General features: G+C 72.0%; 21 protein-coding genes and 1 pseudogene. 5 read left to right on the top strand and 17 right to left on the bottom strand.

The window, feature by feature from the left end; all coding sequences use genetic code 11:
• Positions 1–28 precede the first annotated feature (28 nt).
• Positions 29–2,095 carry a Stk1 family PASTA domain-containing Ser/Thr kinase gene (gene pknB / locus ACZZ9K_RS00320; protein ID WP_463443050.1) on the top strand — a complete coding sequence of 689 codons (2,067 nt, stop codon included), beginning with the start codon at positions 29–31 and terminating at the stop codon, positions 2,093–2,095.
• Between the two features lie 95 nt (positions 2,096–2,190).
• Here the strand turns inward: pknB and ACZZ9K_RS00315 are convergent.
• The 3 genes and pseudogenes from ACZZ9K_RS00315 to ACZZ9K_RS00305 form a co-directional block, all read right to left on the bottom strand.
• Positions 2,191–3,548: pseudogene (locus ACZZ9K_RS00315) on the bottom strand (class II 3-deoxy-7-phosphoheptulonate synthase).
• A 130-nt stretch (positions 3,549–3,678) separates the two neighbouring features.
• Positions 3,679–4,404 carry a lysophospholipid acyltransferase family protein gene (locus ACZZ9K_RS00310; protein ID WP_027465236.1) on the bottom strand — a complete coding sequence of 242 codons (726 nt, stop codon included), beginning with the start codon at positions 4,402–4,404 and terminating at the stop codon, positions 3,679–3,681.
• A gap of 50 nt (positions 4,405–4,454) precedes the next feature.
• Positions 4,455–5,408, bottom strand: coding sequence for an ROK family glucokinase (locus tag ACZZ9K_RS00305; RefSeq protein WP_017886608.1), 954 nt, complete (start codon positions 5,406–5,408; stop codon positions 4,455–4,457).
• Positions 5,409–5,529: 121 nt separating this feature from the next.
• On the opposite strand from ACZZ9K_RS00305, the gene ACZZ9K_RS00300 reads away from it, so the two are divergent.
• Positions 5,530–7,545, top strand: a complete 2,016-nt coding sequence (locus tag ACZZ9K_RS00300) for an AMP-dependent synthetase/ligase (RefSeq protein ID WP_463443049.1) — start codon at positions 5,530–5,532, stop codon at positions 7,543–7,545.
• A 617-nt stretch (positions 7,546–8,162) separates the two neighbouring features.
• On the opposite strand, the gene ACZZ9K_RS00295 is transcribed toward ACZZ9K_RS00300, so the two are convergent.
• The 3 genes from ACZZ9K_RS00295 to ACZZ9K_RS00285 all read right to left on the bottom strand — a co-directional run bounded on the left by ACZZ9K_RS00295 (position 8,163) and on the right by ACZZ9K_RS00285 (position 12,352).
• On the bottom strand, positions 8,163–8,294 hold the full coding sequence (locus ACZZ9K_RS00295) for a hypothetical protein (protein ID WP_260678849.1): 132 nt from the start codon (positions 8,292–8,294) through the stop codon (positions 8,163–8,165).
• 142 nt (positions 8,295–8,436) lie between these two features.
• Complete coding sequence (locus ACZZ9K_RS00290) at positions 8,437–8,940, bottom strand: peptide deformylase (RefSeq protein ID WP_138803075.1); 504 nt, start codon at positions 8,938–8,940, stop codon at positions 8,437–8,439.
• Position 8,941: 1 nt separating this feature from the next.
• Positions 8,942–12,352, bottom strand: coding sequence for a pyruvate carboxylase (locus ACZZ9K_RS00285; RefSeq protein WP_463443048.1), 3,411 nt, complete (start codon positions 12,350–12,352; stop codon positions 8,942–8,944).
• Between the two features lie 60 nt (positions 12,353–12,412).
• Between ACZZ9K_RS00285 and ACZZ9K_RS00280 the strand changes: the two genes are divergently transcribed.
• On the top strand, positions 12,413–13,225 hold the full coding sequence (locus ACZZ9K_RS00280) for a ParA family protein (protein ID WP_027465232.1): 813 nt from the start codon (positions 12,413–12,415) through the stop codon (positions 13,223–13,225).
• Positions 13,226–13,931: 706 nt separating this feature from the next.
• Here ACZZ9K_RS00280 and ACZZ9K_RS00275 read toward each other — a convergent pair.
• From ACZZ9K_RS00275 to ACZZ9K_RS00255, 5 genes are all read right to left on the bottom strand, one after another.
• A complete protein-coding gene (locus tag ACZZ9K_RS00275) occupies positions 13,932–14,492 on the bottom strand; it encodes a MerR family transcriptional regulator (protein ID WP_027465231.1) in 561 nt (186 codons plus the stop codon).
• A 184-nt stretch (positions 14,493–14,676) separates the two neighbouring features.
• Positions 14,677–15,381, bottom strand: coding sequence for a transcriptional regulator FtsR (ftsR, locus tag ACZZ9K_RS00270; protein WP_463443047.1), 705 nt, complete (start codon positions 15,379–15,381; stop codon positions 14,677–14,679).
• Positions 15,381–15,860, bottom strand: coding sequence for an FHA domain-containing protein (locus tag ACZZ9K_RS00265; RefSeq protein WP_051596676.1), 480 nt, complete (start codon positions 15,858–15,860; stop codon positions 15,381–15,383). Before ACZZ9K_RS00265 ends, ftsR begins: the two co-directional genes overlap by 1 nt.
• A gap of 135 nt (positions 15,861–15,995) precedes the next feature.
• Positions 15,996–16,985 carry a FecCD family ABC transporter permease gene (locus ACZZ9K_RS00260; RefSeq protein ID WP_463443046.1) on the bottom strand — a complete coding sequence of 330 codons (990 nt, stop codon included), beginning with the start codon at positions 16,983–16,985 and terminating at the stop codon, positions 15,996–15,998.
• Between the two features lie 5 nt (positions 16,986–16,990).
• Complete coding sequence (locus tag ACZZ9K_RS00255) at positions 16,991–18,025, bottom strand: FecCD family ABC transporter permease (RefSeq protein ID WP_083404249.1); 1,035 nt, start codon at positions 18,023–18,025, stop codon at positions 16,991–16,993.
• Positions 18,026–18,184: 159 nt separating this feature from the next.
• On the opposite strand from ACZZ9K_RS00255, the gene ACZZ9K_RS00250 reads away from it, so the two are divergent.
• Complete coding sequence (locus ACZZ9K_RS00250) at positions 18,185–19,669, top strand: S1C family serine protease (protein WP_463443045.1); 1,485 nt, start codon at positions 18,185–18,187, stop codon at positions 19,667–19,669.
• A 19-nt stretch (positions 19,670–19,688) separates the two neighbouring features.
• Here ACZZ9K_RS00250 and ACZZ9K_RS00245 read toward each other — a convergent pair whose 3' ends face one another.
• Together ACZZ9K_RS00245 and ACZZ9K_RS00240 are read right to left on the bottom strand one after the other, a co-directional pair.
• Positions 19,689–20,846, bottom strand: a complete 1,158-nt coding sequence (locus tag ACZZ9K_RS00245) for a hypothetical protein (RefSeq protein ID WP_463443044.1) — start codon at positions 20,844–20,846, stop codon at positions 19,689–19,691.
• A 317-nt stretch (positions 20,847–21,163) separates the two neighbouring features.
• A complete protein-coding gene (locus tag ACZZ9K_RS00240) occupies positions 21,164–21,421 on the bottom strand; it encodes a putative acetyltransferase (RefSeq protein WP_463443043.1) in 258 nt (85 codons plus the stop codon).
• Positions 21,422–21,454: 33 nt separating this feature from the next.
• Here ACZZ9K_RS00240 and ACZZ9K_RS00235 point away from each other — a divergent pair, with 33 nt between their 5' ends.
• Complete coding sequence (locus tag ACZZ9K_RS00235; protein WP_138803068.1) at positions 21,455–21,817, top strand: RNA-binding S4 domain-containing protein; 363 nt, start codon at positions 21,455–21,457, stop codon at positions 21,815–21,817.
• Here the strand turns inward: ACZZ9K_RS00235 and ACZZ9K_RS00230 are convergent.
• From ACZZ9K_RS00230 to ACZZ9K_RS00215, 4 genes are all read right to left on the bottom strand, one after another.
• Positions 21,811–22,185 carry a hypothetical protein gene (locus ACZZ9K_RS00230; RefSeq protein WP_463443042.1) on the bottom strand — a complete coding sequence of 125 codons (375 nt, stop codon included), beginning with the start codon at positions 22,183–22,185 and terminating at the stop codon, positions 21,811–21,813. The two genes, ACZZ9K_RS00235 and ACZZ9K_RS00230, sit on opposite strands and share 7 nt — an antisense overlap.
• Positions 22,185–23,120 (bottom strand): J domain-containing protein, encoded by a 936-nt coding sequence (locus tag ACZZ9K_RS00225; RefSeq protein ID WP_138803067.1) that lies wholly within the window; start codon positions 23,118–23,120, stop codon positions 22,185–22,187. The genes ACZZ9K_RS00230 and ACZZ9K_RS00225 overlap by 1 nt, the downstream gene beginning before the upstream one ends.
• A gap of 171 nt (positions 23,121–23,291) precedes the next feature.
• A complete protein-coding gene (locus tag ACZZ9K_RS00220; protein ID WP_463443041.1) occupies positions 23,292–24,368 on the bottom strand; it encodes a winged helix DNA-binding domain-containing protein in 1,077 nt (358 codons plus the stop codon).
• Positions 24,365–25,111 (bottom strand): phosphotransferase enzyme family protein, encoded by a 747-nt coding sequence (locus ACZZ9K_RS00215; protein WP_463443040.1) that lies wholly within the window; start codon positions 25,109–25,111, stop codon positions 24,365–24,367. Before ACZZ9K_RS00215 ends, ACZZ9K_RS00220 begins: the two co-directional genes overlap by 4 nt.
• Positions 25,112–25,154: the final 43 nt, after the last annotated feature.

Raw genomic sequence — 25,154 nt, 5'->3', positions numbered from 1 at the left:
TGCGGTTCCGATTCGTAGAATGCCGCCGATGACCACCAACGCCGCCACGGATCCGATGATCGGTCGCATGATCGATCAGCGGTACCGCGTCCGCTCCCGCATCGCGCGCGGGGGCATGGCGACCGTCTACCTCGCGACCGACGTGCGCCTCGAGCGACGCGTCGCGATCAAGATCATGCACGGGCACCTGGCCGACGACCAGGCCTTCCGTGAGCGCTTCATCCAGGAGGCCCGGTCGGCGGCCCGGCTGTCGCACCCGAACCTGGTGGGCGTGTACGACCAGGGCGCCGAGGGCGAGATCGCCTACATCGTCATGGAGTACATCCCCGGCATCACGCTCCGGGACCTGCTGCAGGAGCACCACGCCCTGACGCCCGAGCAGGCGACCGACATCCTGCGCGCCGTGCTGGCCGGCCTCGCCTCGGCCCACCGCGCCGGGATCGTGCACCGCGACCTGAAGCCCGAGAACGTCCTGCTCGCCGACGACGGCCGCATCAAGCTCGGCGACTTCGGCCTGGCCCGGGCCACGACCGCGAACACGGCGACCGGCGCGGCCCTGCTCGGCACGATCGCCTACCTGTCCCCCGAGCTCGTGACCCGCGGCGCCGCCGACTCGCGCAGCGACATCTACGCGCTCGGCATCATGCTGTACGAGATGCTCACCGGCGAGCAGCCCTACAAGGGCGAGCAGCCCATGCAGATCGCCTACCAGCACGCCAACGACTCCGTGCCGGCACCGAGCGCCGCCGTGTCCGGGGTGCCGCCGGAGCTCGACGAGCTGGTCGCCTGGTCGACCGCACGCGACCCCGAGGACCGCCCCCGCGACGCCCGCGAGATGCTCGACCACATGGCGGGCAACCAGCAGCGTGCGACCGGCCAGTACCGCACGGCCGTGCTCCGGCCCGAGAACGGCACCGCGATCCTGCCCTCGGGTGGCTCCGGCACGCTCGGCGCCGCAGCGGCCGCAGGAGCCGCAGGAGCCGCAGCTGCGGACGAGACCGCCATCATCGACCGGTCCGGCGACCGCGACACCGGCGACCGCGGTCGAGCACCCGCCCGTGCGCGCGGCAACGCCCCGGGCCCCCGTCGCACCGGGGCACAGCCGGGCGTGCTCTCCCCCGCCGGACAGCGGCTCGCCGACCAGTCGGCGAAGCGTCGGAAGCGCGGCTGGATCCTGCTGTCCGTGGTCGTCGTGCTCGCGCTGATCGGCGCCGGCTTCGGCTGGTACTTCGGCCCGGGGCCGGGTGGCAACGTGCGGATCCCGGAAGTCACGGGCAAGTCGGTCTCGCAGGCCCGGCAGCTGCTCGAAGCACAGGGCCTGCAGGCGGCGTCGAAGACCGGGACACGGTTCGACGCCGTCGTCGCGAAGGGGCAGGTCTCCACGACCAAGCCTGCCCCGAAGCGCGAGGTGCAGAAGGGCACGGCGGTGCAGATCGTCGTGTCGAACGGCCCCCGGATGATCCCGCTGCCGGCGATCGTCGGGCAGCCGCTCTCCACCGTGACGGCCGCGCTCGACGACGACTTCGAGCTGCAGGACGACCGGTACGAGTTCTCCGCTGACGCCCCGAAGGACACCGTGGTCGCGGCGACCGGTCGCGCGTCCGGCGGCAAGCCGCTCGACCTCACGACGGTGAAGGCCTACGGCGAGACCGGGCCGGTCACGCTGACCGTCTCGCTCGGCCCCGTACCCGACGTGGTCGGCAAGACGGCCGACGAGGCCGCCGCTGCACTCGACGACGTCGGACTGATCCTCGGCGCCCGCACCGAGGAGTACAGCGAGACCGTGCCAGCGGGCCAGATCGTCTCCGCCGCCGTGCAGGACTCCCCTGCCGTTCGCGGATCGGCGGTGGACGTCGTCGTGTCCAAGGGTCCGACGCCGATCACCGTGCCGAAGGACGGCGTCGTCGGGGCGACGATCAACGAGGCGACGAAGACCCTCGAGGACCTCGGCCTCAAGGTCTCCGTGCCCGACTGCACGAACATCCTCTGCGGCTTCTACGACTGGAAGTCGAAGCTGCCCGTCACCGGCACCGACCCGGGGGCCGGCGCCACCGTCTACCGCGGCGACACGATCACCCTGTCCTACGACCAGTAGGACGGCCGGACGCGCGCGGCCCGGAACGTGCGGAGACGACGGACAGGAGGCCCGGTGCCAGCTGGCACCGGGCCTCCTGTCCGGGGGTTCCTGCGTTACGAGCGGTCGGGCTGGTGCGCGCCGAGTTCCTCGGCCACCAGGAAGGCGAGCTCAAGGGACTGCATGTGGTTCAGGCGCGGGTCGCACAGCGACTCGTAGCGGGTGGCGAGGGTGGCCTCGTCGATGTGCTCCGAGCCGCCGAGGCACTCGGTGACGTCGTCACCGGTGAGCTCGACGTGCATGCCACCCGGGTACGTGCCGACCTGGCGGTGCGCCTCGAAGAAGCCGAGGACCTCGTCCACGACGTCGTCGAACCGGCGGGTCTTGTAGCCCGTCGGCGTGGTCAGGCCGTTGCCGTGCATCGGGTCGGTGACCCACAGCGGGTTGGCGTCCATGCCCTTGATCGCCTCGAGCAGCTTGGGCAGCTCGTCGCGGATCTTGCCCGCACCCATCCGCGTGATGAAGGTCAGACGACCCGGCTCACGGTTCGGGTCGAGCTTGTCGACGAGCGCCTTCATGTCGTCGACGCTCGTCGTCGGGCCGAGCTTCACGCCGATCGGGTTGCGCACCCGCGACAGGAAGTCCACGTGGGCGCCGTCGAGGTCGCGCGTGCGCTCACCGATCCAGATGAAGTGACCGGACGTGTCGTACGCCAGGCCGGAGCGCGAGTCGATGCGGGTCATCGGGCGCTCGTAGTCCATCAGCAGCCCCTCGTGCGAGGCGTAGAACTCGACGTGCTTGAGCGCCTCGAAGTCGGCGCCGCAGGCGTCCATGAAGCGGATCGCGCGGTCGATCTCCTTGGCGAGGTGCTCGTAGCGGGCGTTCGCGGGGTTCGAGGCGAAGCCCTTGTTCCACGAGTGCACCTGGCGCAGGTCGGCGAAGCCCCCTGCGTGAAGGCCCGGACGAGGTTCAGCGTCGAAGCAGCGGTGTGGTACCCCTGCACCAGGCGGCGCGGGTCGGCCGTCCGGCTCTCCGGCGTGAAGTCGTAGCCGTTCACGATGTCGCCGCGGTAGGCGGGGAGAGTGACGTCGCCACGGGTCTCGAAGTCGCTCGAGCGGGGCTTGGCGAACTGCCCGGCCATGCGCCCCATCTTGATGACGGGCATCGAGGCGCCGTAGGTCAGCACGACGGCCATCTGCAGGATCGTCTTGACCCGGTCGCGGATGGAGTCGGCGGTGGCACCGGCGAAGGTCTCGGCGCAGTCACCGCCCTGCAACAGGAAGGCCTTGCCCTGGGCGGCGGCGGCGAGCCGCTCGCGCAGCTTGTCGACCTCGCCCGCGAACACGAGCGGCGGGAGCGTGGCGATCTCGGCCGAGGCGGCCTCGGCAGCGGCGGAGTCCGGCCAGGTCGGCTGCTGCTTGATCGGGAGCGTCCGCCAATAGTCGAGCCCCTCGATGACGTCCGGATCCTGCAGGGCGACGAAGTCGGTCGACTCGAACAAGGGCGTTACCTCGGTGTTCTGTGCGGGCGGCCCGACGACGCCACCGGCACCAGGCCGCGCGTCGTCGATGGGCGTCCTGGCGGGGTGCCGGGACCATCAGAGCCTAACGTGCAGGCGTCGACTTCCGTTCCCGCATGACGGCCTCGCGCGCGGAGCTCGCCCGCTCCTTCACGCTGGTGGCGTAGACGTCCACGTACTCCTGTCGGCTCAGGCCGGCGAGCTCGTGCATCACCTCGTCCGTGACGCTGCGCAGGATGAAGCGGTCGGTCTCGAACCCCTGGAACCGCGAGAAGTCGAGCGGCTTGCCGAACACGACCCCGACGCGCTTGATCTTCGGGAAGCGCTGCCCGATCTGCTGCACCTCGCGCGTGCCGACCATGGCGACGGGGACGACGAGCACGCGCCCCTCGAGGATCATCCGGGCGATGCCGGTGCGACCGCGGTAGAGCTTGCCGTCGGGGCTGCGGGTGCCCTCGGGGTAGATGCCGAGCTGTTCACCGCGTGCCAGGACCTGCAGGCCGGTGCGCAGCGATGCCTCGGACGCCTTGCCGCCGGAGCGGTCGATCGGCAGCTGGCCGATGGCGTTGAAGAACGTCTTCGTCGCCCAGCCCTTCAACCCGCGGCCGGTGAAGTAGTCGCTCTTCGCCAGGAACGAGAGTCGGCGGTCGAGCACCGCCGGCAGGATCACCGAGTCGATGAACGAGATGTGGTTCGACGCGAAGATGACCGGGCCCTTGGCGGGCACGTGCTCACGCCCGACGACCCACGGCCGGAACAGGGTGAGGATGAGCGGGCCGAGCACGAAGTTCTTCAGCAGCCAGTAGGTCATCGACGACTCCAGGTGGTGAGAAGGTGGTGGCCCGGGTGGGTGGCCCGACCCTACGCCGTGCGGGCGTGGATGCGGGCGAGGTCGGCGGCACCGACGACGCCGGCGTCGTTGACGAGTTCGGCGATCACGAAGTCCGGCTCCGGGTGGTACCCGCGGGCCGGCAGGTTGTTGAGGTACGCCTGCTTGATCGGGTCGAGCAGCCGGTCCCCCGCGCTGGCGACGCCGCCGCCGAACACGAAGAGCTGCGGGTCGAGCACCGCGGACAGCGACGCGCACGCCTCGCCGAGGTGTCGACCGAGCCGACGGAGGGCCGCGAGGGCACCCGGGTCGTCGGCCAGGATCAGGTCGCCGACGATCTTGCCGTCGAGCTGGCCGCCGTTGTCGGCGCGGGCGTCGGCCAGGGCCGAGCCGATGCCACCGGCGTCGGCGACGTCGTTCGCCATGCGCTGCAGGGCACGACCCGAGCCGTACTGCTCGATGCAGCCGCGGGCACCGCAGCCGCAGGGCAGCCCGTTCGGGACGATGCGCAGGTGGCCGATCTCGCCGCCGGTGCCGAAGCCCCCGCGGAACAGACGGTCCTCGGTCACGATGGCGCCGCCGACGCCCGTGCCGATGGTGAGCATCGTCATGTCGGACACGAGCCGACCGGCGCCGAACCGGAACTCGGCCCAGCCGGCGGCGTTCGCGTCGTTGTCCACCGTGATGTGCAGGTCGCCGAGGCGCTGCTGCAGCTTCTGCCGGAGCGGTTCGTTCCGCCACCGGATGTTCGGCGTGTAGTAGACGATCGACTGCGAGGCGTCGATGAACCCGGGGGCGGCGACCCCCACGGCGCCGACCTGGTGGAGCGAGCTGAGTCGCTCGACCATCGAGACGACGTCGTCGAGCATGGCGTTCGGGTCCGCAGCGTTGGTGGCCACGCGGTCCTCGGCGACGATCTCGCCCAGTTCCGTCACGACCGCACCCGCGATCTTGGTGCCCCCGATGTCGATTCCGATGGCGTGCACGAGCAACGAGCCTACCGGTTCGCCGCGAAGTCACGGAACGCCCGGTGACGCGTCCTATGCTGGCGGTGTCGCCTCGGTGTTGAGGCGCACTCGAGTCGAACCGGCAGACAAGGGAGTCACCGTGAACGATCAGCGTCCTGCACGCAGCAGCGCCTCCACCGACACGTCCACCGCTGGCAGCGCCGCCACCGGGACCACACCGTCGGCCGGCAGGCACGCCACACCCGCCGGCGCCGGTGCCGGCGTTGGTCCGGCCGCACCGGCCGCACCGACCACCCCGGCCCAGGACCACCCGGTGTCCGCGGCCCACGGCGGTCCCGTCGCCCCGGACCACGGCTCGGCGGCACGGCTCCTCGGCGACCGTGTCCGCCTGACGCCCGACCGTCCGATCCTGGCCCAGCGCCACGGTGACACCTGGACGACCTTCACCGCTGCGGAGACGCTCGCCCGGGTGCGCGGCATCGCCAAGGGCTTCGTCGCCGCCGGGCTCGAACCGGGCGCGCACGTCGCGATCCTGTCGCGGACGCGGCTCGAGTGGACCCTGGTCGACTTCGCCGTGTGGACAGCCGGCCTCGTGTCCGTCCCCGTGTACGAGACGAGCTCCCCCGACCAGGTGCGCTGGATCCTGTCCGACTCCGAGTCGGTCGCGATCGTCGTCGAGCAGGAGGAGCACGCGCGCCGCGTCGCCTCCATCGCGCCCGACCTGCCCTCCCTGGGCCAGCACTGGACGATCGACGGCGGCGGCCTCGACGACCTGGCCCGGCTCGGCGAGGACGTCACCGACGACGAACTCGACGCCCGGACCGCGAACGTGCACGGCCACGACGACGCCACGATCATCTACACCTCGGGCAGCACCGGTCGCCCCAAGGGCTGCGTCCTGCGGCACGACAACTTCACCGCCACGGTGGAGGGCGCGAGCGAGGCGATGCCCGAGGTCGTCGCCGACGGCGCCTCGACCCTGCTGTTCATCCCGCTCGCCCACGTCTTCGCCCGGTTCATCGCCGCGATGTCGGTGTCCGCCGGCGTCCTCGTCGGCCACGAGCCGGACACCAAGGACCTGATGCGCGCGGTGTCGACCTTCAAGCCGACGTTCCTGCTCGCGGTCCCCCGGGTGTTCGAGAAGATCTACAACTCCGCGGAGCAGAAGGCCGACCTCGGTGGCAAGGGCAGGATCTTCCGCGCGGCGGCCGACACCGCGGTCGCCCACTCCGAGGCCCTCGTCGCCGGCAGGGTGCCGTTCCTGCTCGGGCTGAAGTTCACGCTGTTCGACCGGCTCGTGTACGCCAAGCTCCGCGACGCCCTCGGCGGCCGGGTCGGGTACGCCGTCAGCGGTTCGGCGCCCCTCTCCCCGCGACTCTCGCACTTCTTCCGCTCGATCGGGGTGCTCATCCTGGAGGGCTACGGCCTCACCGAGACCACGGCACCCGCCACGGTGAACCGCGCCCGCGAACTCCGCATCGGGACCGTCGGCCGCGCGCTGCCCGGCATCGAGGTCCGGATCGCCGACGACGGCGAGATCCTGATCCGCGGCGTCGACGTCTTCGACCGGTACTGGCGGAACGACGAAGCGACCGAGCACGCCTTCGCCGACGGCTGGTTCCGCACCGGTGACCTGGGCAGGCTCGACGCCGACGGAGTCCTCACCGTCACCGGACGCGCCAAGGAGCTCATCGTCACCGCGAGCGGCAAGAACGTCGCCCCGGCACCGCTCGAGGACGGCATCCGCGAGCACCCGCTCATCGGCCAGGTCGTGGTCGTCGGCGAGGGCAAGCCGTTCGTCGCCGCGCTCGTGACGCTCGACCGCGAGATGCTGCCCGGCTGGTGCGAGTCCCGCGGGATCACCCCGGCGCTGAGCGGGCACGAGGCCGCGTACGACGAGCGCGTGCTCTCCGCCGTCCAGGAGGCCATCGACGCCGCCAACGGCCGGGTCTCCCGCGCCGAGTCGGTCCGGTCGTTCACGATCCTCGACACGGACCTGACGGAGGCCTCCGGGCACCTCACGCCGAAGCTGACGATCAAGCGGTCGGTCATCCTGAAGGACTTCGCCGCCGACATCGACCACATCTACTCCGGGTCGAAGGTGCAGACGACGGCGAACCCGGTGATCGAGGGTCGGCGCCGCAACCGCGCGTAGCGCCGTCGGGCGTACCGGGTCGATTCGGGCGTACCGGGTCGTTTCGGGCGTACCGGGGCGGTTCGGGCGTACCGGGTCGGTTCTTCCGACCAAGTACGCCCGATTCCGCCAGGTACACGCTTGGGCGACCCGTGACCGACCGGCCGCGGGCGTACCGGGTCGTTTCGGGCATACCGGGTCGATTCGGGCGTACCGGGTCGATTCGGGCGTACCGGGTCGATTCTTCCGACCAAGTACGCCCGATTCCGCCAGGTACACGCGGGGCCGACCCGTGACCGACCAGCAGCGGGCGTACCGGGTCGATTCGGGCGTACCGGGTCTATTCGGGCGTACGGCTCGATTCGGGCGTACCGGGTCGGTTCTTCCGACGAAGTACGCCCGATTCCGCCAGGTACACGCGGGGGCGGCCCGTAACCGACCGGCCGCGGGCGTACCGAGTCGTTTCGGGCGTACCGGGTCGGTTCTTCCGACAAGGCACGCCCGATTCCGCCAAGTACGCCCGATTCCGCCAGGTACGCGCGGGTGTGCACGCAACAGCCTGGAGGCCCGGATCACGTCCGTCGGACGTGATCCGGGCCTCCAGGCTGTTCAGCGGGCGCCGGGGGCGCCTGCGGGGCTCAGGCCTCCTGCGACTGCTCCGTCGCGGGGGCGTCGAGGACGGCGGTCGAACCGGTCGTGACGGTGACCTCGGCCGGTCGACGGTTGGTGCGGGTGCGGTGCGAGCTGAGCTCGTCGTTCTGACTGGTCATGCGGGAGTCCTGGGGGGATGGGATGGTCGTCGGTGGGAGGCCGACAGCAGCACGGTACCCCCTCGTCAGGACAAAGCGACAATCCCCCGTGGGGGTGTCACACCCCTGTTCACAGCCGGCGAACGCGGGCCTGTGCGAGCACTCAGTGGAACCAGTCCTGCGCACGGATGTCGCGCAGCGCCTGACGGCGGATCTCGGGGTCGAGCGTCATCACGTAGACGGTGCCGTCGAGGTGGTCGCACTCGTGCTGGAGCGCCTCGGCCATCAGGCCCGTGCCCTCGAGGATGACCTCGTCGCCGTCGACGTCGACACCCCGCACCTTCGCGTACGGGGAGCGACGCGTCGGGTAGCCGAGCCCCGGGACGGAGAGGCACCCTTCTTCCATGAGCTCGGGCTCCCCGGAGACCTCGACGATCTCGGGGTTGAGGACGTAGCCGACCTCGCCGTCCACGTTGTACGAGAACGCACGGAGTCCGACGCCGATCTGGGGCGCGGCCACTCCGGCACGTCCGGGTTCCTTGACGGTGTCGATGAGGTCCTGCACGAGGTCACGGACCCCGGCGCTCCCGAGCAGTTCGGGCCGGATCGGGTCGGCCGGCGAACGGAGGACGGGGTCGCCGAACAGGCGGATGGGACGAACGGTCAATTTACTGCAGCACCACCAGGAGGTCGCCGGCGTCCACCTGCTGGGTCACCGGGATCGCGAGTCGGCCGACGGTGCCCGACACGGGCGCCGTGATGGCCGCTTCCATCTTCATCGCCTCGATGCTCGCCACCGGCGTACCGGCCTCGACGACGTCACCGACGGCGACCTTGAGCGTCACCACGCCGGAGAACGGCGCGGCCACGTGCTTGGGGTCGGACGCGTCGGCCTTCTCGGCCGCCTTCGTCTCGACCTCGACCGAACGGTCGCGGACGGGGACCGGGCGGAGCTGCCCGTTCATCGTCGCCATGACCGTGCGGATGCCCTTGGCGTCCACCTCGCCGATCGCCTCGAGCCCGACGAACAGGTCGACGCCCTTGCCGAGCGGGACGCTGTGCTCCTGCCCGGGGCGCAACCCGTACAGGTAGTCGACGGTCGGCACCACGGACAGGTCGCCGTACTGCTCCCGCACGCGCTGGAACTGCTGCGTCGGCTGCGGGAAGAGCAGGCGGTTGAGGGCCTGCTGGCGCGCCGGTCCGGGGGTCTCGAGGTGCGCGCGTTCGTCCGCGGGCACGGGGGTGATCTCGAGTCGGACGTCACGGCCGGCCAGGACCTTCGAGCGGAACGGCTCGGGCCAGCCGCCGGGCAGGTCGCCCAGCTCGCCGGCCATGAACCCGACCACGGAGTCCGGGATGTCGTACTTGTCGGGGTTCTGCTCGAAGTCGACCGGGTCGGCACCGACCGCGGCGAGCTGCAGCGCGAGGTCACCGACGACCTTCGACGACGGCGTGACCTTTGTCGGGCGCCCGAGGATCCGGTTCGCCTCGGCGTACCAGTCCTCGACCTGCTCGAACCGGTCGCCGAGCCCGAGGGCGATCGCCTGCTGCCGGAGGTTCGACAGCTGGCCGCCAGGGATCTCGTGCTTGTAGACACGCCCGGTCGGACCGGCGAGCCCGGACTCGAACGGGGCGTACACGCGACGGACCGATTCCCAGTACGGCTCGAGGTCACCGACGGCGTCGAGGGACAGACCGGTGTCGCGCTCGGTGTGGGCCAGTGCGGCGACCAGGGCGGACATGCTCGGCTGGCTGGTCGTGCCGGCCATGGGTGCTGCGGCCACGTCGACGGCGTCGGCCCCGGCGCGCGAGGCGGCGAGCAGGGTCGCGAGCTGGCCGCCGGCGGTGTCGTGGGTGTGCACGTGTACGGGCTGGTCGAAGCGCTCGCGCAGGGCGGTGACGAGCTTCTCGGCCGCACCCGCGCGGAGGAGCCCCGCCATGTCCTTGATGCCGATGACGTGCGCGCCGGCCTCGACCATCTGCTCCGCCAGGCGGAGGTAGTAGTCGAGCGTGTAGAGGTCCTCGGCGGGGTCGAGGAGGTCGGCGGTGTAGCAGAGCGCCGCCTCGGCGACGGCCGTGCCGGTCGCGAGCACGGCCTCCAGGGCTGGACGCAGCTGGCTGACGTCGTTCAGCGCGTCGAACACGCGGAAGACGTCGACGCCGGACCGAGCCGCCTCGTCGACGAAGGCGTCGGTGACCTCGGTCGGGTAGGGCGTGTACCCGACGGTGTTGCGGCCGCGAAGCAGCATCTGGATCGGGATGTTCGGCATCGCTTCGCGCAGCGAGGACAGGCGCTCCCAGGGGTCTTCACCGAGGAACCGGAGTGCGACGTCGTACGTGGCGCCACCCCAGGCCTCGACGCTGAGCAGCTGCGGGGTGAGCCGCGCCACGTGCGGGGCGACGGCGACGAGGTCCTTCGTGCGGACCCGGGTCGCGAGGAGCGACTGGTGGGCGTCCCGCATCGTCGTCTCGGTCACCGCGAGGGCCGTCTGGGCGCGCAGGGCCTTCGACCACTCGGCCGGACCCATCGCCAGCAGGCGGTCGCGCTGTCCCTCGGGCACCGGGGTCGTCAGGTCGGTGGCCGGGAGCTTGTCGGCCGGGTCGGTGATCAGCGGCGACCGCTCACCGTTCGGCTTGTTCACCGTGACGTCGGCGAGCCAGGTGAGCACCTTCGTGCCGCGGTCCTTCGAGACGTGGCCGCCGAAGAGCTGCGGGCGTTCCTCGATGAACTTCGTCGAGACGTCGCCGCGGGCGAAGTCCGGGTCCTCGAGCACGGCCTGCAGGAACGGGATGTTCGTGCTGACGCCGCGGATGCGGAACTCAGCGAGGGCGCGCTTGGCCCGGGACACCGCCGCCGGGAAGTCCCGGCCGCGGCACGTCATCTTCGCGAGCATCGAGTCGAAGTGCGGGCTGATCTGCGCGCCCGTGGCGACCGTGCCGCCGTCGAGCCGGACGCCGGCGCCGCCGGGGCTGCGGTAGGTGCTGATCCGGCCGGTGTCCGGACGGAAGCCCTGCGTCGGGTCCTCGGTCGTGATGCGGGTCTGCAGCGCGGCACCGTGCACGGCGACGGTGTCCTGGGACAGGCCGAGGTCGGCAAGCGTCTCCCCCGCCGCGATGCGCATCTGCGACTGCACCAGGTCGACGTCGGTGACCTCTTCGGTGACCGTGTGCTCGACCTGGATGCGCGGGTTCATCTCGATGAAGACGTGCTGCCCCTCGCGCTCGCCCTCGGTGTCGAGGAGGAACTCCACGGTGCCGGCGTTGACGTACCCGATCGACCGGGCGAAGGCCACGGCGTCGCGGTGCAGTGCCTGCGCGATCGCGGGGTCGAGGTTCGGCGCCGGCGCGATCTCGACGACCTTCTGGTTGCGCCGCTGGACCGAGCAGTCCCGCTCGAACAGGTGGATCGTGCCCGCGTCGGTGCCGGTCGCGTCGGCGAGGATCTGCACCTCGATGTGGCGCGGACGGATGACGGCCTGCTCGAGGAACATCGTCGGGTCGCCGAACGCACTGTCGGCCTCGCGCATGGCTGCTTCGAGGGCGTCGCGCAGCTCGGGCTTCGTCTCCACCCGGCGCATGCCACGGCCGCCACCACCGGCGACGGCCTTGGCGAAGACCGGGAACCCGATCGCGTCGGCGCCGGCGATCAGTTCGTCGATGTCGCGGCTCGCCGGGGTGCTCGCGAGGACCGGGACGCCGGCCGCGATCGCGTGCTCCTTGGCGGTGACCTTGTTGCCGGCCATCTCGAGCACGTGTTCGCCCGGACCGATGAAGGTGATGCCGTTCGCGGCTGCTGCCGCGGCGAGCTCGGGGTTCTCGGACAGGAACCCGTAGCCCGGGTAGATCGCGTCGGCCCCCGACTCGCGGGCGACGCGGATGATCTCGGAGACGTCCAGGTACGCCCGGACCGGGTGGCCCCGCTCCCCGATCAGGTAGGCCTCGTCGGCCTTGAGGCGGTGCAGGGAGTTCCGGTCTTCGTACGGGTAGACGGCCACCGTACGGGCCCCCAACTCGTAGGCGGCACGGAACGCGCGGATGGCGATCTCGCCACGGTTCGCAACGAGGATCTTCGTGAACACGACGTCCCTTTCAGCCCGGGTTGAGGTGAGACAACCCTAGTGGCGGTAACGTTGCTCAACGTGCATGTACTCAGCGTGAGCTCCCTCAAGGGTGGTGTCGGCAAGACGACGGTGACGCTCGGCCTGACCTCGGCCGCGTTCGCCAAGGGACTGCGCACGCTGGTGGTGGATCTGGACCCGCAGTCCGACGTCTCCACGGGCCTCGACATCAACCTCGCCGGCCACCTCAATGTCGCCGACGTCCTCGAGAACCCGAAGGAGAAGATCGTCCGTCAGGCGATCGCCCCCTCGGGCTGGACGAAGGGGTCGCAGGGCAAGATCGACGTCATGGTCGGGTCACCCTCCGCCATCAACTTCGACGGGCCGCACCCGTCGATCCGCGACATCTGGAAGCTCGAAGAGGCGCTGGCCAACGTCGAGCAGGACTACGAGCTCGTCCTCATCGACTGCGCGCCGTCGCTGAACGCCCTGACCCGCACCGCGTGGGCCGCGTCCGACCGCGTCACCGTCGTCACCGAGCCCGGCCTGTTCTCCGTCGCCGCCGCCGACCGTGCGCTGCGTGCCATCGAGGAGATCCGCCGCGGACTCTCCCCGCGCCTGCAGCCCCTCGGCATCATCGTGAACCGTGCCCGGGTGCAGTCGCTCGAGCACCAGTTCCGCATCAAGGAGCTCCGCGACATGTTCGGCCCGCTGGTGCTCTCCCCGCAGCTGCCGGAGCGCACATCGCTGCAGCAGGCGCAGGGTGCCGCGAAGCCGCTGCACGTGTGGCCCGGCGAGTCCGCGCAGGAGATGGCGAAGAACTTCGACCAGCTGCTCGAGCGCATCATGCGCACCGGCAAGATCGGTCCGTACGCCGAGGGTGGCGCCGCGTAGGTCGGTGCTCGTGCGATCGCGGCGCGGCGCGGTCGCGGTCGCGTGACATGCCGCTCGCCTTCGCCGAACGGTCACCAACTGTCGGCTGGCAGCGTCGCAGGCGACGGTTCATGACCACTCGGCGTCGCGCACACGACGGTTCGCGACCACGCGCAGACCGCCGGGAGGCCCACCCCGGCCCCGGTGGACACGCCCGGCCTCGGCACTCCGAGCGGTCACAACACACCGCTCACGTCCGCCGAGCGGTCAACAACTGTCGGCTGGCAGCGTCGCAGGCGACAGTCCATGACCACTCGGCGACGCGCACACGACGGTTCGCGACCACTCGGCCGCCGCCGGGAAGCCCACCCCGGCCCCGGTAGACACGCCCGGCCCCGACACTCCGAGCGGTCACAACACACCGCTCACGTCCGCCGAGCGGTCACCAACTGTCAGTTGGGAGCGCCGCAGGCGACGGTTCGTGACCACTCGGCGACGCGCACACGACGGTTCGCGACCACTCGGCCGCCGCCGGGAAGCCCACCCCGGCCCCGGTGGACACGCCCGGCCCCGGCTCCCCCAGCGGTCACAACACACCGCTCACGTCCGCCGAGCGGTCACCAACTGTCGGCTGGCAGTGTCGCAGGCGACAGTCCATGACCACTCGGCGACGCGCACACGACGGTTCGCGACCACTGGGCCCGAACCCGAACCTGAACCCGAAAGGTCAGGAAGCGCGGGAAGCGCGACGAGCGGCGAGCTCGTCGGAGGGGTCGGCCGCCGCGGTGGCGTCGAGCTCGACCAGGGAGCTCTCGACCTCGCGCAGGACCTTGCCGACCGCGATGCCGAAGACACCCTGGCCGCGGGACACGAGGTCGATGACCTCGTCGTCGGAGGTGCACAGGTACACTGAGGCGCCGTCGGACATCAGCGTGGTCTGCGCCAGGTCGGAGACGCCGGACTCACGGAGCTGGTTGACCGCCGTGCGGATCTGCTGCAGCGAGATGCCGGTGTCGAGCAGCCGCTTCACGAGCTTGAGCACGAGGATGTCGCGGAACCCGTACAGGCGCTGCGACCCGGAGCCGGCGGCCCCACGGATCGTCGGCTGCACGAGTTCGGTGCGGGCCCAGTAATCGAGCTGTCGGTACGAGATGCCGGCTGCCCGTGCGGCGACGGTGCCGCGGTAGCCGTTCTGCTCGTCGTGCTCGGGCAGACCATCGGTGAAGAGCAGCCCGAGGTCGTACCGGGTCACATCAGACTCGGTGCCAGGGGTGTCGTTCCCACTCATGAGCTTGCCTTCCACGACGATCGAGCTCCCACCCGAAGCTTCAACGACGGGTTGAGAGTTGTTCCGAGGTCCACGGTAGCGACTCCGACCGCTCCCGCGCGGGACATCCGACCCGGCGCGTCCGGCGTGTCGAGGATACGCCTCGGCCACTGACACACAAGCCCTGTCGGAGGACCGGACGGTGTCATGCGTCGAGACGACCGATGGCCTGGCGGATGAGGTTCGACCGGATGATCTCGAGGTGCCCGGCGATCTCGCGCGCCAGCTCGGTGGCCTTCGCCCGCGAGGTCGCGTCACCCCGGCGGGAGACCGGCATGAGGGCCGACTCGATGAGACCGACCTCGCGCTCGGCAGTGCTGCGCAACGTGCGGAGGTGTCGCGGTTCGATCCCCGTGCGCTGCAGTTCGACCAGGGCCTTCAGCACGGAGACGCCGTCGTCGCCGTAGGTGTCGGTGGCCGGCAGCAGCGAGGCCGAGACCGCGTCGGCGAGGAGCATCGGTGAGGCACCGGCTGCCCGGACCGTCTCGTCGCGGGTGTACCGACGCTCGCGTCCGAGGATCGACGGCTTCGGTGCGTCTCCGCCGCCGGGCAACACGGGGTCACGCCCGGCATCGAGGTCGGCCAGGTAGTCCTTGATGACCTTGAGCGGCAGGTAGTGGTCACGCTGCAGCCCGAGGACCACCCGGAGCCGCTCGACGTCGGCCGCGGAGAACTTGCGGTAGCCGCTGGCCGTGCGGATCGGGGTGACGAGCTCGCGCTCTTCGAGGAACCGCAGCTTGGAGCTCGACAGGTCCGGGAACTCGGGCTTGAGGCGAGCGAGGACCTGCCCGATGGTGAGCAGGTCCGGTGCCGCGGACCCCGCCCGGGCCGCAGCGGACCGTGCGGCCACTACGCGTTCGCCAGGCGCGCCAGGTCGACCCGAGATGCGTAGAACGTCAGGCGGAACTTACCGACCTGGACCTCGGCCCCGTCGGTGAGCAGCGCTTCGTCGATGCGGACACCGTCGAAGTACGTGCCGTTCAGGGAACCGTTGTCCTTGACGCTGAAGCTCGTGCCGTGGCGCAGGAACTGCGCGTGCTTGCGCGACACGGTGACGTCGTCGAGGAAGATGTCGGCGTCGGGGTGTCGACCGGCCGTCGTGACGTCGGAGTCGAGGAGGAACCGCGCACCCACGTTGGGGCCACGACGGACCACGAGCAACGCCGAGCCGGAGGGCAGGGCGTTGACGGCTTCACGTTCTTCGGTCGAGACACCGGACTCGGCGGTGAGCGCCGCGCCCATGTCCATGCTGAAGGTCAGCGTGGTGTCGACCAGCCGCTGCTCCGGGGTCTTCTGACCGCCCGGCTGCGGGACCACTGGATCTGGCATCGGTGGACCTCCTCCTCTTGGCCCACCAGCGTATCGGAAACGAAGGCCCGAGCGGCAGCCCCGATCTGGGACTGTGGGGGGACTTCCGCGATCCGCGAACGCGCGAGCGGCGTCACCGACCCGTGCGACGCGGCATCACCGGCCCCGCGCGAGCAACCAGAGCAGGTACGGCGCCCCCACGACACCCGTCACGACCCCCACCGGCAGCGCGTTGCCGGGGATCGCGAACTGGGCGAGCAGGTCGCTGCCGAGCGTGATCGCGGCACCGACGGCGGCGGCCGGCGCGAGCGCGACCCGTCCGCCGCCGACCAGGCGTCGGGCGATCGGCGCGGCCATCAGCGCCACGAACGAGACCGGCCCCGCCGTGGCGACGGCTGCGGCGGTCAGGCACACGGCGGTGAGGAGCAGGAGCACCTTCGCCCGGTCCGGCCGGAGTCCGAGCGCGGCGGCGACCTCGTCGCCGAGGCTCAGCACCTGCAGGCGTGCGGACTGCAGCAGCGCGAGCACGCCGAGCACGACGAACGCGATGGCGAGCACCCCGACCAGGTCGCGGTCGACGGCGTTCAGGCTGCCGGAGAGCCAGAGCAGCGCGGTGCCGGCCTGCGTGACGGTGCCGCTCGTGAGCATCCAGCCGGTGATGCTCAGGCAGATCGCAGCGACGCCGATTCCGACGAGGACCACTCGGTTGCCGGTGATCCCCCGTCGCCAGGCGAGCCCGGCGATGACGATCGAGACCACCACCGCGCCGACGAGCACGACCGAGAAGAGCGTTCCACCGCTGGCACCGAACAGCACGATGGCGGTGATTCCGGCGGCACTGGCCCCCGAGGTGATCCCGATGACGTCGGGGCTCGCGATCGGGTTCCGCACGACGCTCTGCACGATCGCGCCCGCGATGCCGAGACTGGCGCCGACGAGGACGGCACCGAGCACCCGCGGCCCGCGGAGCTGCCCGATGACGAAGTCCGAGATCCGGTCCCCCTGGCCGAACAGGGAAGCGAGCACCTGGCCTGGCGTGAGCGGGATCGAACCGGCGCCGAGCCCGACCAGGACGAGCACCACGACGACCACGACCACGGCGACGAGCACCGCGACCTCGCGCCGCAGCCCGACGGAGCCGAACACCCGCCTCACAGTCCCCGCACCACCCTCGACCGCACGAGCGCGATGAACACCGGCGCCCCGATGAGCGCCGTGACGATGCCGACCTGCAGCTCCCCCGGGTACGCCACGACGCGGCCGATGACGTCGGCGACGAGCAGCAGTGCGGGGGCGACGATCGCCGACAGCAGGATGGTCCAGCGGTGGTCGGGGCCGCTCAGCCGGCGGACGGCGTGCGGCACGGCGAGCCCGACGAAGGCGATCGGCCCGGCGGCGGCCACCGCGGACCCGGCCAGCAGCACTGCGACCAGACCGCCGACGGCGCGGACGAGCACGACCCGCTGCCCGAGCGACGCCGCGAGTTCGTCCCCGAGCGCGAGGGTGTTGAGCGACCGACCGAGACCGAACGCGATCACCAGCCCGACGAGCACCGGCGCCGTGATGATGCCTGCCGTGCCGAGGTCCTTGCCGGCGAGGGCACCGACCTGCCAGAACCGCAGCTGGTCGAGCAGGCTCTGGTCGGTCACGAGCACCGCGGTGGTGACCGACGACAGCGCCGCGGCGACCACGGCTCCGGCGAGGGCCAGTCCGACGGGTGAGAGGCCGCGCCGGGCGACGGTCGCGATCCCGTACACGAGCAGTGCGGCGAGCGCGGCCCCGACGAACGCGAAGGGCAGGTAGGCGGCCGTGCCGCTCACGCCGAAGAGCGCGATCCCGGCCACCACGGCCAGGGTCGCACCGGAGTTGATGCCGAGCACGCTCGGGTCGGCGAGCGGGTTCCGCGTCACACCCTGCATGACCGCCCCGGCCACCCCGAGCGCGGCCCCGGCGAGCAGTCCGACGACGGTGCGGGGCACGCGGTTGCCGAGCACGATGAGCCCTACCTCGTCGCTCCGACCGGGGTGCATCACCGTGTCGAGGACGGTGCCGAGCGGGATCGGCCGCGAGCCGTACGCGATCGACAGCGCACACGCCACGGCGAGGACGACGACCGCCAGCACGGTCGCACCGACGAGTCGGGGGACGGAGCTGGGAGCCGGGGGCGTGGACGTCGACGGAGGCATGGAAGTAAGGCCACCCTAACGCCGGAGCCCCACTCGGCGTCCCCCGAGCAAGCCCGGAGCGTGCGCAGGGTTCGTTCATAGGCTCGTCATGGGGAAGCGCTCTGTACTGGTCTCCATCGACGCCCGACCGGGCCGTCGAGGGACGACCGGAGAGCACCGATGAACGAGACCCCGAACCCCGCAGCCGCCGACCACGACGAGAACGGCACCCCCGCCGCGCAGCAGCAGGCTCCCGGGATGCACTGGGAGGCGCCGCACGCCGACCCGGCCTCCCTGCGCCCGGCGTACGCGTTCGACGGCTCCGGTCCCTACCTCTACGGCCCCGACGGCTCCGGCCCCTACGCCTACACGCCGGACGGCCGCGGCCCCTACCTGATCGGCAGCCCGGCCCTCGCCGGCGCGAACCACGCCTGGGCGTACTCGGCGGCGACCGCGAACCACCCCGGTACGACGAAGCGACCGCGTCGGCTCGGGCTGATGATCGGCTCCGGCATCGCCGCGCTCGCCATCGTCGGTGCGGCCGGTGGTACCGCCCTCGGCCTGTCCTCGCAGGGGACGACCACGACGTCGAGCCAGTCGCAGGGCACCACCACGCTGCCCGGCACCGGATCCGGCACCGACGGCACCGGCGGCACGGGCAGCAGCGACGGCACGAACGGCTTCACGGTGCCCGGCGACGGCACCGGGAGCGGCAGCGACACCGGCACCGGCACGACCCAGTCCCCCGCCACGGCGGCGACGGCCGCCGACAAGAAGGGCGTCGTGACCATCAACACCGTCCTGAACTACGACGAGTCGTCGCAGGCGGCCGGCACCGGCATGGTCCTGACCTCCGACGGCACGATCCTGACGAACAACCACGTGATCCAGGGCGCGACGAGCATCACCGTCACCGACGAGACCACCGGCAAGGAGTACAAGGCCGACGTGGTCGGGGCCGACGCCACCAACGACGTCGCCGTCCTGAAGCTCGAGAACGCCTCCGGGCTGTCCACGGTCACGCTCGACGACGACGGCGAGCCGAGCACGGGTGACACCGTCAAGGACGTCGGCAACGCCGAGGGCACCGGCAACCTCGTCGCCGCCGAGGGCACCGTCACCGCGACCGATCAGGACATCCAGGTGCAGAGCGAGTCCGGCACCGGCACCGAGTCCCTGACCGGCCTGATCGAGATCTCGGCGGACATCGTCTCCGGTGACTCCGGCGGACCGGTGCTGGACAGCGAGGGCGAGGTCGTCGGCATGGCCACGGCAGCGTCCTCGGGCACGGCCGACGTCACCGGGTACGCCATCCCGATCACCACCGCGAAGACGATCGCCGAGAAGATCCTCGCCGGGGAGTCGTCGAGCACGATCACCATCGGGCTGCCCGCGTTCCTCGGGGTCGAGGTCAGCAACACCACCGGCACCACGGGCGGCGTCGCCGTCGCCGGAACGGTCGAGGGCTCGGGCGCTGCGAGCGCCGGCCTCGCGGCCGGGGACACCATCACGAGCATCGACGGCACCGCCGTGACGAGCTCGGACCAGCTGACCAAGGTCGTCCAGTCGCACTCCGTGGGCGACAAGGTCAGCGTCCGCTACACCGACAGCACCGGTGCCGCGAAGACGGTCACGATCACCCTGACCGCCGGCCCCGCCGCGTAGCGGGAGAACGCAGGCGCGCTCAGCCCAGCAGCGCCCGCACCACCGACCGGTAGACGTTGGCCGGGGAGTCCGTCCGGAAGGCGGTCTCCCCGGCCTTCGTCGTGCCCACCCGCGCAAATCCGTGTCCCTCGGCCCGCACGATCGTGATCGGCTTCGGCTTGCCCGGTCGACGCAGGTACGAGACAGCCCACGGCGCAGCCCAGAACCGCGCGAGGCGCGGGTCCGCCTCGGCGAGGGCCTCGGGCAGGTCCGGTGCGTCCGGACCGCCGGCCAGCTTGCGGCCGAGCAGGTGCCCTGGGAGCGACCCCGTGCGGAACGGGAAGGTCCACGTCGGACCGATGCCGAGCCTCCCGGCCATCAGCGCGACGGCCCGGTCGGGCGTGACGGACGCGACCACGGCGCCCGCCGCGTCGGTCCCGTCAACGACGGTCTGCGACCAGGCCTGGAGGCGCGACTCGCCCCCGTCGGGCAGGTGCTGTTCCAGCGTGACCGGCTGGGCATCGCCCTGCCAGGGTTCGAGCAGGGTCTGGGTCGACTCCGGCAGGGTGCCGAGCCGGCCGACGAGGCCCGCCTCGATGAGTTCGCGGCCCGCCGCGGTGCGGAGGAGCGTGGGGTTCCACCGGCGTCCGGCGAGGCTCTGCAGGGTGCCGATCGCGTCCGTGCTGAGCCGTGGGCCGTCGAGCGGTGTCGTCGGGGCGGGGGCCGGCAGGGGTTCGAGGTCACGCTCGGGGCGGACCGGGACCGTCTCGGTGGCGCGGACGCTCTCGAGGACGGCGAGCACGAGGTCGTCGGTCTCGAGCAGCCGGGCGAGCGGGCGTTCGATCGTCAGGTCGACCCGGTGCCGACCGGTGACGAAGAGCAGGTGGGTGCCGGCGACGTCGCCGTGTTCGTCGGGCCGGACGTACTCGACCAGCCGGGCCGGGGCGCCGGCGGTGGTCCACGGGTCGCAGCCGACGAGCAGCAGGCCCTCGACCGAGCCGGGCAGCCGTGCGAGCAGGCCGGTGTTCTCGTCGCCGATCGCGCGGTCGCTGGGTCGGGATCGGACGGTGAGGACGATGTCGTCGCCGGTGACGCGCAGGTCCGCCTGAGCTGTGTCCTCGCGGCGCCAGGAGTCCGGGCGGCGGAGGGTGAGGCGGGCGGTGCGGTCCTCGGTGCCGAGCGGGACGGGGACTGCCATGGGATGAGCGTATGTCGGGAGCGGGGCGCGGGGGCGTGCGGCTCGCCGGGGTGGGCGGGGTGGGACGCACGTCGGGATGCGTGCTTGCGCGCGGCGGGGCGGGGTGGAGGGCGGGGCGGGCGGGGGTGCGGGGCGCCGGGTTCGTACGGAGGTGTGGTTCACACGGTGCGAGGTTCGTCAGCCGGTGCGGGGCTGGTGGCTCCGTGCAGCACCACAACCCCGCACCGAGCCTCCGGCGGCGCACCCGCCGACGAAGTCCGCACCGTGCGACCCCGGCTCGACAGCACGACAAGTCCGCACGGTGCGAGCCGAGCGCCTCAGCGCCGAGCGGGCCGCGCGGGCGGGGGCGGCGGGACGGGCTTCGCGGCGACGACGTCGGCGAGCCGGACCTCGACCGGACCGCGACGGGTCGCGATCGTCACGGCGTCGGACGTCCGGGCGACCAGGTCGCCGAGGGCGTCCTGCGCGCCGTCCCCGTGGTGCGACCGGACCACCAGGCGGTCGCCGATCGCGGCGTCGCGCAGCACCCCGCGCGCACGGGCCCGGGCGATCGCCGCCTGTTCGTCCGCATGCACCGCCCCAGGGTACGGGCCGCCTAGAGTGTCGGCATGGAGAAGGCCCGGGTCGACAGCTGGATCTGGGCCGTCCGGATCACCAAGACCCGGTCGGCCGCGACCGCCGCGTGCAAGGCCGGTCACGTCCGGGTGAACGGGGAGCGCGCGAAGCCGGCGCAACCGATCGGCCCCGGCGACGAGGTGCGGGTGCGCCAGAACGGCTTCGACCGCATCGTCGTGGTGACCGGGATCATCCTGAAGCGCACGAGCGCCCCCGAGGCCGCGAAGCACTTCGAGGACAGGACCCCGCCGCGGCTGTCGAAGGAAGAGGCCGGGTTCGTCCCGATGCGCGACCGCGGTGCCGGACGGCCGAGCAAGCGGGAGCGCCGCGACCTCGAGAAGCTCCGCGGCTACTGACGCTTCGGCTTGCCGTACGGGTCGATGACGACTTCGAACTCCGTCTCGCCGTCCCACTCGACGGTGACCGGCTGCCCGGTCCAGCGGGCCTCGAGGTGACCGTCGTCGTCCTCGTCGGAACCGCACAGGGCCGAACCGCTCGGCACCCGCTCGATCGCCACCCGTCCGTCACGGCCGACCGCGTACAGCTCGACGACCCGTCCACGGATCGACTGCGTCCGCGCCGAGTCGTGTCGGACCTCGCCGAACCGCCGTGCTCCGTCCGCGGAGACGACCCAGTACTCCACGACGTCGCCGATCTCCACGGCCGGGCCACAGCACTCGTGCTCCCAGCCGCCGATCTCGACCACGACGTGCGACGCGGACATCAGACGAAGCGGACGGTCTGCTGCAGGCGGTCGCGGATCTCGAACACGTCGACCGAACCGGCCGGCGACCAGACGCCGCCCAGCACCTGGGCGAGCGCACTGCGGCGGACGACGAGCGCGGTGGGCTTCTTCGGGGAGCCGACGAGCTGCACGTCCTCGGTGACGGCGGCGTCCGGCACGACGAGCAGCCGCCCGGAGAACCGCACCCGGGTCTGCTTCTGCACGGCGCGGGCCGCGCGGACGAGTTCCTTGACGGGTCGCTCCCCCGGCGCGAGCGTCTCGCCGACGATCTCGCCGTGCTCGACGCGGACCGGAGCGCCCCAGTCGATCGACTCGACGGCCCAGAGTCCGCTCGGGGTCAGGACGGCGTGGTCGAGCTTGCCCTCGGCCCCGGCGTCGAGGTCGTGCCACACCGTGACGCCGATCCCCATGTCGGAGACGATCAGGGCGGTCGCCTCTTCCGCCAGGGCCTCGGCGAGCAGCCGTCGGATGTGCCGGGGCGCGGAGCGGATGAGCGTGGGGTCGTAGGGGTCCTCGATGGGGTCGCCGAGGCCGACCCACTCGCGCTCGGCCTGCAGGAAGACCTCGCGCGACCGACCACCGGGGTGTCCGTGGGACCGCGCCCGGGGGCGGGTGTCGCGACGCGCTGCCGGGGGTGCGTAGGCGTCGCGACCGGTGTCGCCCCTGCCGGTCGAGCCGGAAGCACCGAACGAAGCCGACGCGCGGGACCCGATGTCGTACGCGCGCCGGGCTTCCGGCGTGCCGATGCGCTCCCATGCGAGCTGGACCTGGCGGAAGCGCTGGGCATCGCCGCCGAGGTCGGGGTGCGTCTCGCGGGCCGCCCGCCGGTAGGCGCGGCGGAGCGCGTCGTCGTCAGCCGTCGCGGGGACGCCGAGGACTTCGTAGGGGGTGGCGTCGGCCGGGCTGTCCGTCATGGCCCTGCGACATTACCGGAGGCAGTGTCGGAGTCCGCCGCATGGTTGCTGGGTACGGTCTGGGCCCACGCCGCCGGTTCCGCACCGACGCCAGCGGCGGGGCGGCCGTGCCGGTGGGGAGAGGAGCGGTGCGGCCGGGCAGCCTCGGCACACGATCCGCAGGTGGTCGCGTCAGACCACCGTGGTCACGACCGGCGCTCCGAGGAACGCCGCGTGCCGCGCGGCCGCCGTCTCGAGCGCACGGACGGACGACGTGTCGAGGACGCCGAAGGGTGCGATGGTGACGAGGTGCTCGGCCCGGCGCTCGGTGCGCTTCCAGGTGCCGACGACGCAACCCCGGACGACGGCCATCGGCAGGAACACGCCGTTGGCCCCGGGGACGACCCGGTCGGCGTGGGCGGGGTCGAGCTGCGCGGACCGGTCGGCGTACCCGAGCAGGTACTCGTCGAACCCGGGGAGCAGGTGCCCGGTGGGGACGCGTGCGGCTGCCGGCCGGTCGGCGAGGGCGAGGAGCCCGTCGCCGAGGTCCTCCACCGCGTCCCCCGCCGCGGCCCGAGCACGGCGGAGGTCGCCGAGCGGCAGCTTCGTCCAGTTCGCGGCGTCGGCCTCGGTCGCGGGGCCACGGCCGCGCAGGTACCCGAGCAGGACCCGGCGGAGGGCTTCGTCGCGGTCCGGCGGGTCAGCGACGGCTGGCGCCCACTCGTCGAGCAGCACGAGCCCCTGCCCCACGTGGGCGGTGGGACCCCAGGCGACGAGGCGTTCCTGCGCGAGCTGCAGGACCAGGTGGTAGCCGCGACCTCCGGCCGGGTCGATGCCGGCGGCGCGGAACGCGGCGAACAGGTCATCCCGGACCAGCGTACGGCCACCGACCAGGGCCGCGATCGTCGCATCCCGGGCCCGGCCGAGCAGGGCGTCGTCGATGCCGAGCTCGCTGGCGCGTCGGGCGATCGTGCGGAGCGTCCGTTCGGCGGTGAGCGAGAGCAGCAGTCGCAGGTCGTCGGGGCGCAGGGCGTGCAGGGTGCCCCGCATCGGCCACGAGCGGACGAGTTCCCCGCGGTCGAAGGCCTCGCGGACGTCGTCCCGCGTCGATCCGGGAGCGCGGACCCCGATGGCCCAGAGCACCTGGCCGAGGTCCTGCCCCTGCACCGCCAGCATCCGCTCGACGACCTCGGCGGGTCCCAGCCCGGGCGCCGCGATGCCCTGCGCCGCGAACCGCGCCGTGCGGAGCCGTGCGGGGCCGGTGGTCACGCGACGGCGGCGGTGACCGCGTCGGCGTGCTGCTCCAGGTAGGCGACGTCGGCGCGGTACAGGTCGGCGTGACCGTGCTGCAGGTCGCTGACGAACTTCGGGTTGCCGGCGGCGGCCTCGTGCTCGATCGTCGTGACGAGGGCGACGAGGGACGCGATCATCGTCTCGGCCAGGACGCTGCGGGAGCGGTCGTCGAGGGCGTAGGCGCGGCAGAACTCGGCGGCCCGTGCGAGCCGCTCGTCGAGACCGGGGGCGGTCGATCCCTCGACAGCGCCGGTGGTGAACGGCGCGAACCGGTAGACGGCACTCGCGACGTCCCAGACGCGGGGGCCGGGGTGCGCGGTGTCGAAGTCGATCAGGCCGACGGCGGCGATGCCGTCGTAGACGCAGTTGTACGGGGCGAAGTCGCCGTGCACGATCGTCTCGACCGGGGCACGGTCGGCCTGGGACCAGACGTCGTCGGTGGCGCTGCGCGGGAAGCTGGCGGCGGCGTCGTGGAACTGGCGGAGCAGGCGGGCGCTGGTGACGAGGGCTGCCTCGCTGGCGATGTCCTCGGTCCAGGGGTACTCCCCAGCGACGCCCGGGACGAACGAGACCGTCTCGAGGGTGTCACCGAGGGCGATCGGTTCGGGGGCTGCGACGAACCCCTGCTCGTGCAGGTGGGCGAGCAGCCGGTGCACCGTGGGGGTCCACGGCCCGGCGGGGCGGTGGACTCGGTCGTCGGCCCTGGTGATGCGCTCCAAGGGGAACCTCCTGCGTGTTGCGTCTCCGTTGACGTGAGGGCCA

It is taken from the genome of Curtobacterium sp. AC268 (assembly GCF_979258745.1).
The sequence above is the reverse complement of the archived record's forward strand: the minus strand, read 5'-3'. Positions and strand labels throughout refer to the sequence as shown.

What these genes read in the sequence shown, in the direction of transcription:
- ACZZ9K_RS00275 (WP_027465231.1), bottom strand. Translation starts at nt 14,492, where the DNA reads ATGAGTGGGAACGACACCCCTGGCACCGAGTCTGATGTGACCCGGTAC.
- ACZZ9K_RS00255 (WP_083404249.1), bottom strand. Translation starts at nt 18,025, where the DNA reads ATGCCTCCGTCGACGTCCACGCCCCCGGCTCCCAGCTCCGTCCCCCGA.
- ACZZ9K_RS00225 (WP_138803067.1), bottom strand. Translation starts at nt 23,120, where the DNA reads ATGACGGACAGCCCGGCCGACGCCACCCCCTACGAAGTCCTCGGCGTC.
- pknB (WP_463443050.1), top strand. Translation starts at nt 29, where the DNA reads ATGACCACCAACGCCGCCACGGATCCGATGATCGGTCGCATGATCGAT.
- ACZZ9K_RS00230 (WP_463443042.1), bottom strand. Translation starts at nt 22,185, where the DNA reads ATGTCCGCGTCGCACGTCGTGGTCGAGATCGGCGGCTGGGAGCACGAG.
- ACZZ9K_RS00235 (WP_138803068.1), top strand. Translation starts at nt 21,455, where the DNA reads ATGGAGAAGGCCCGGGTCGACAGCTGGATCTGGGCCGTCCGGATCACC.
- ACZZ9K_RS00295 (WP_260678849.1), bottom strand. Translation starts at nt 8,294, where the DNA reads ATGACCAGTCAGAACGACGAGCTCAGCTCGCACCGCACCCGCACCAAC.
- ACZZ9K_RS00265 (WP_051596676.1), bottom strand. Translation starts at nt 15,860, where the DNA reads ATGCCAGATCCAGTGGTCCCGCAGCCGGGCGGTCAGAAGACCCCGGAG.
- ACZZ9K_RS00250 (WP_463443045.1), top strand. Translation starts at nt 18,185, where the DNA reads ATGAACGAGACCCCGAACCCCGCAGCCGCCGACCACGACGAGAACGGC.
- ACZZ9K_RS00245 (WP_463443044.1), bottom strand. Translation starts at nt 20,846, where the DNA reads ATGGCAGTCCCCGTCCCGCTCGGCACCGAGGACCGCACCGCCCGCCTC.
- ACZZ9K_RS00310 (WP_027465236.1), bottom strand. Translation starts at nt 4,404, where the DNA reads ATGACCTACTGGCTGCTGAAGAACTTCGTGCTCGGCCCGCTCATCCTC.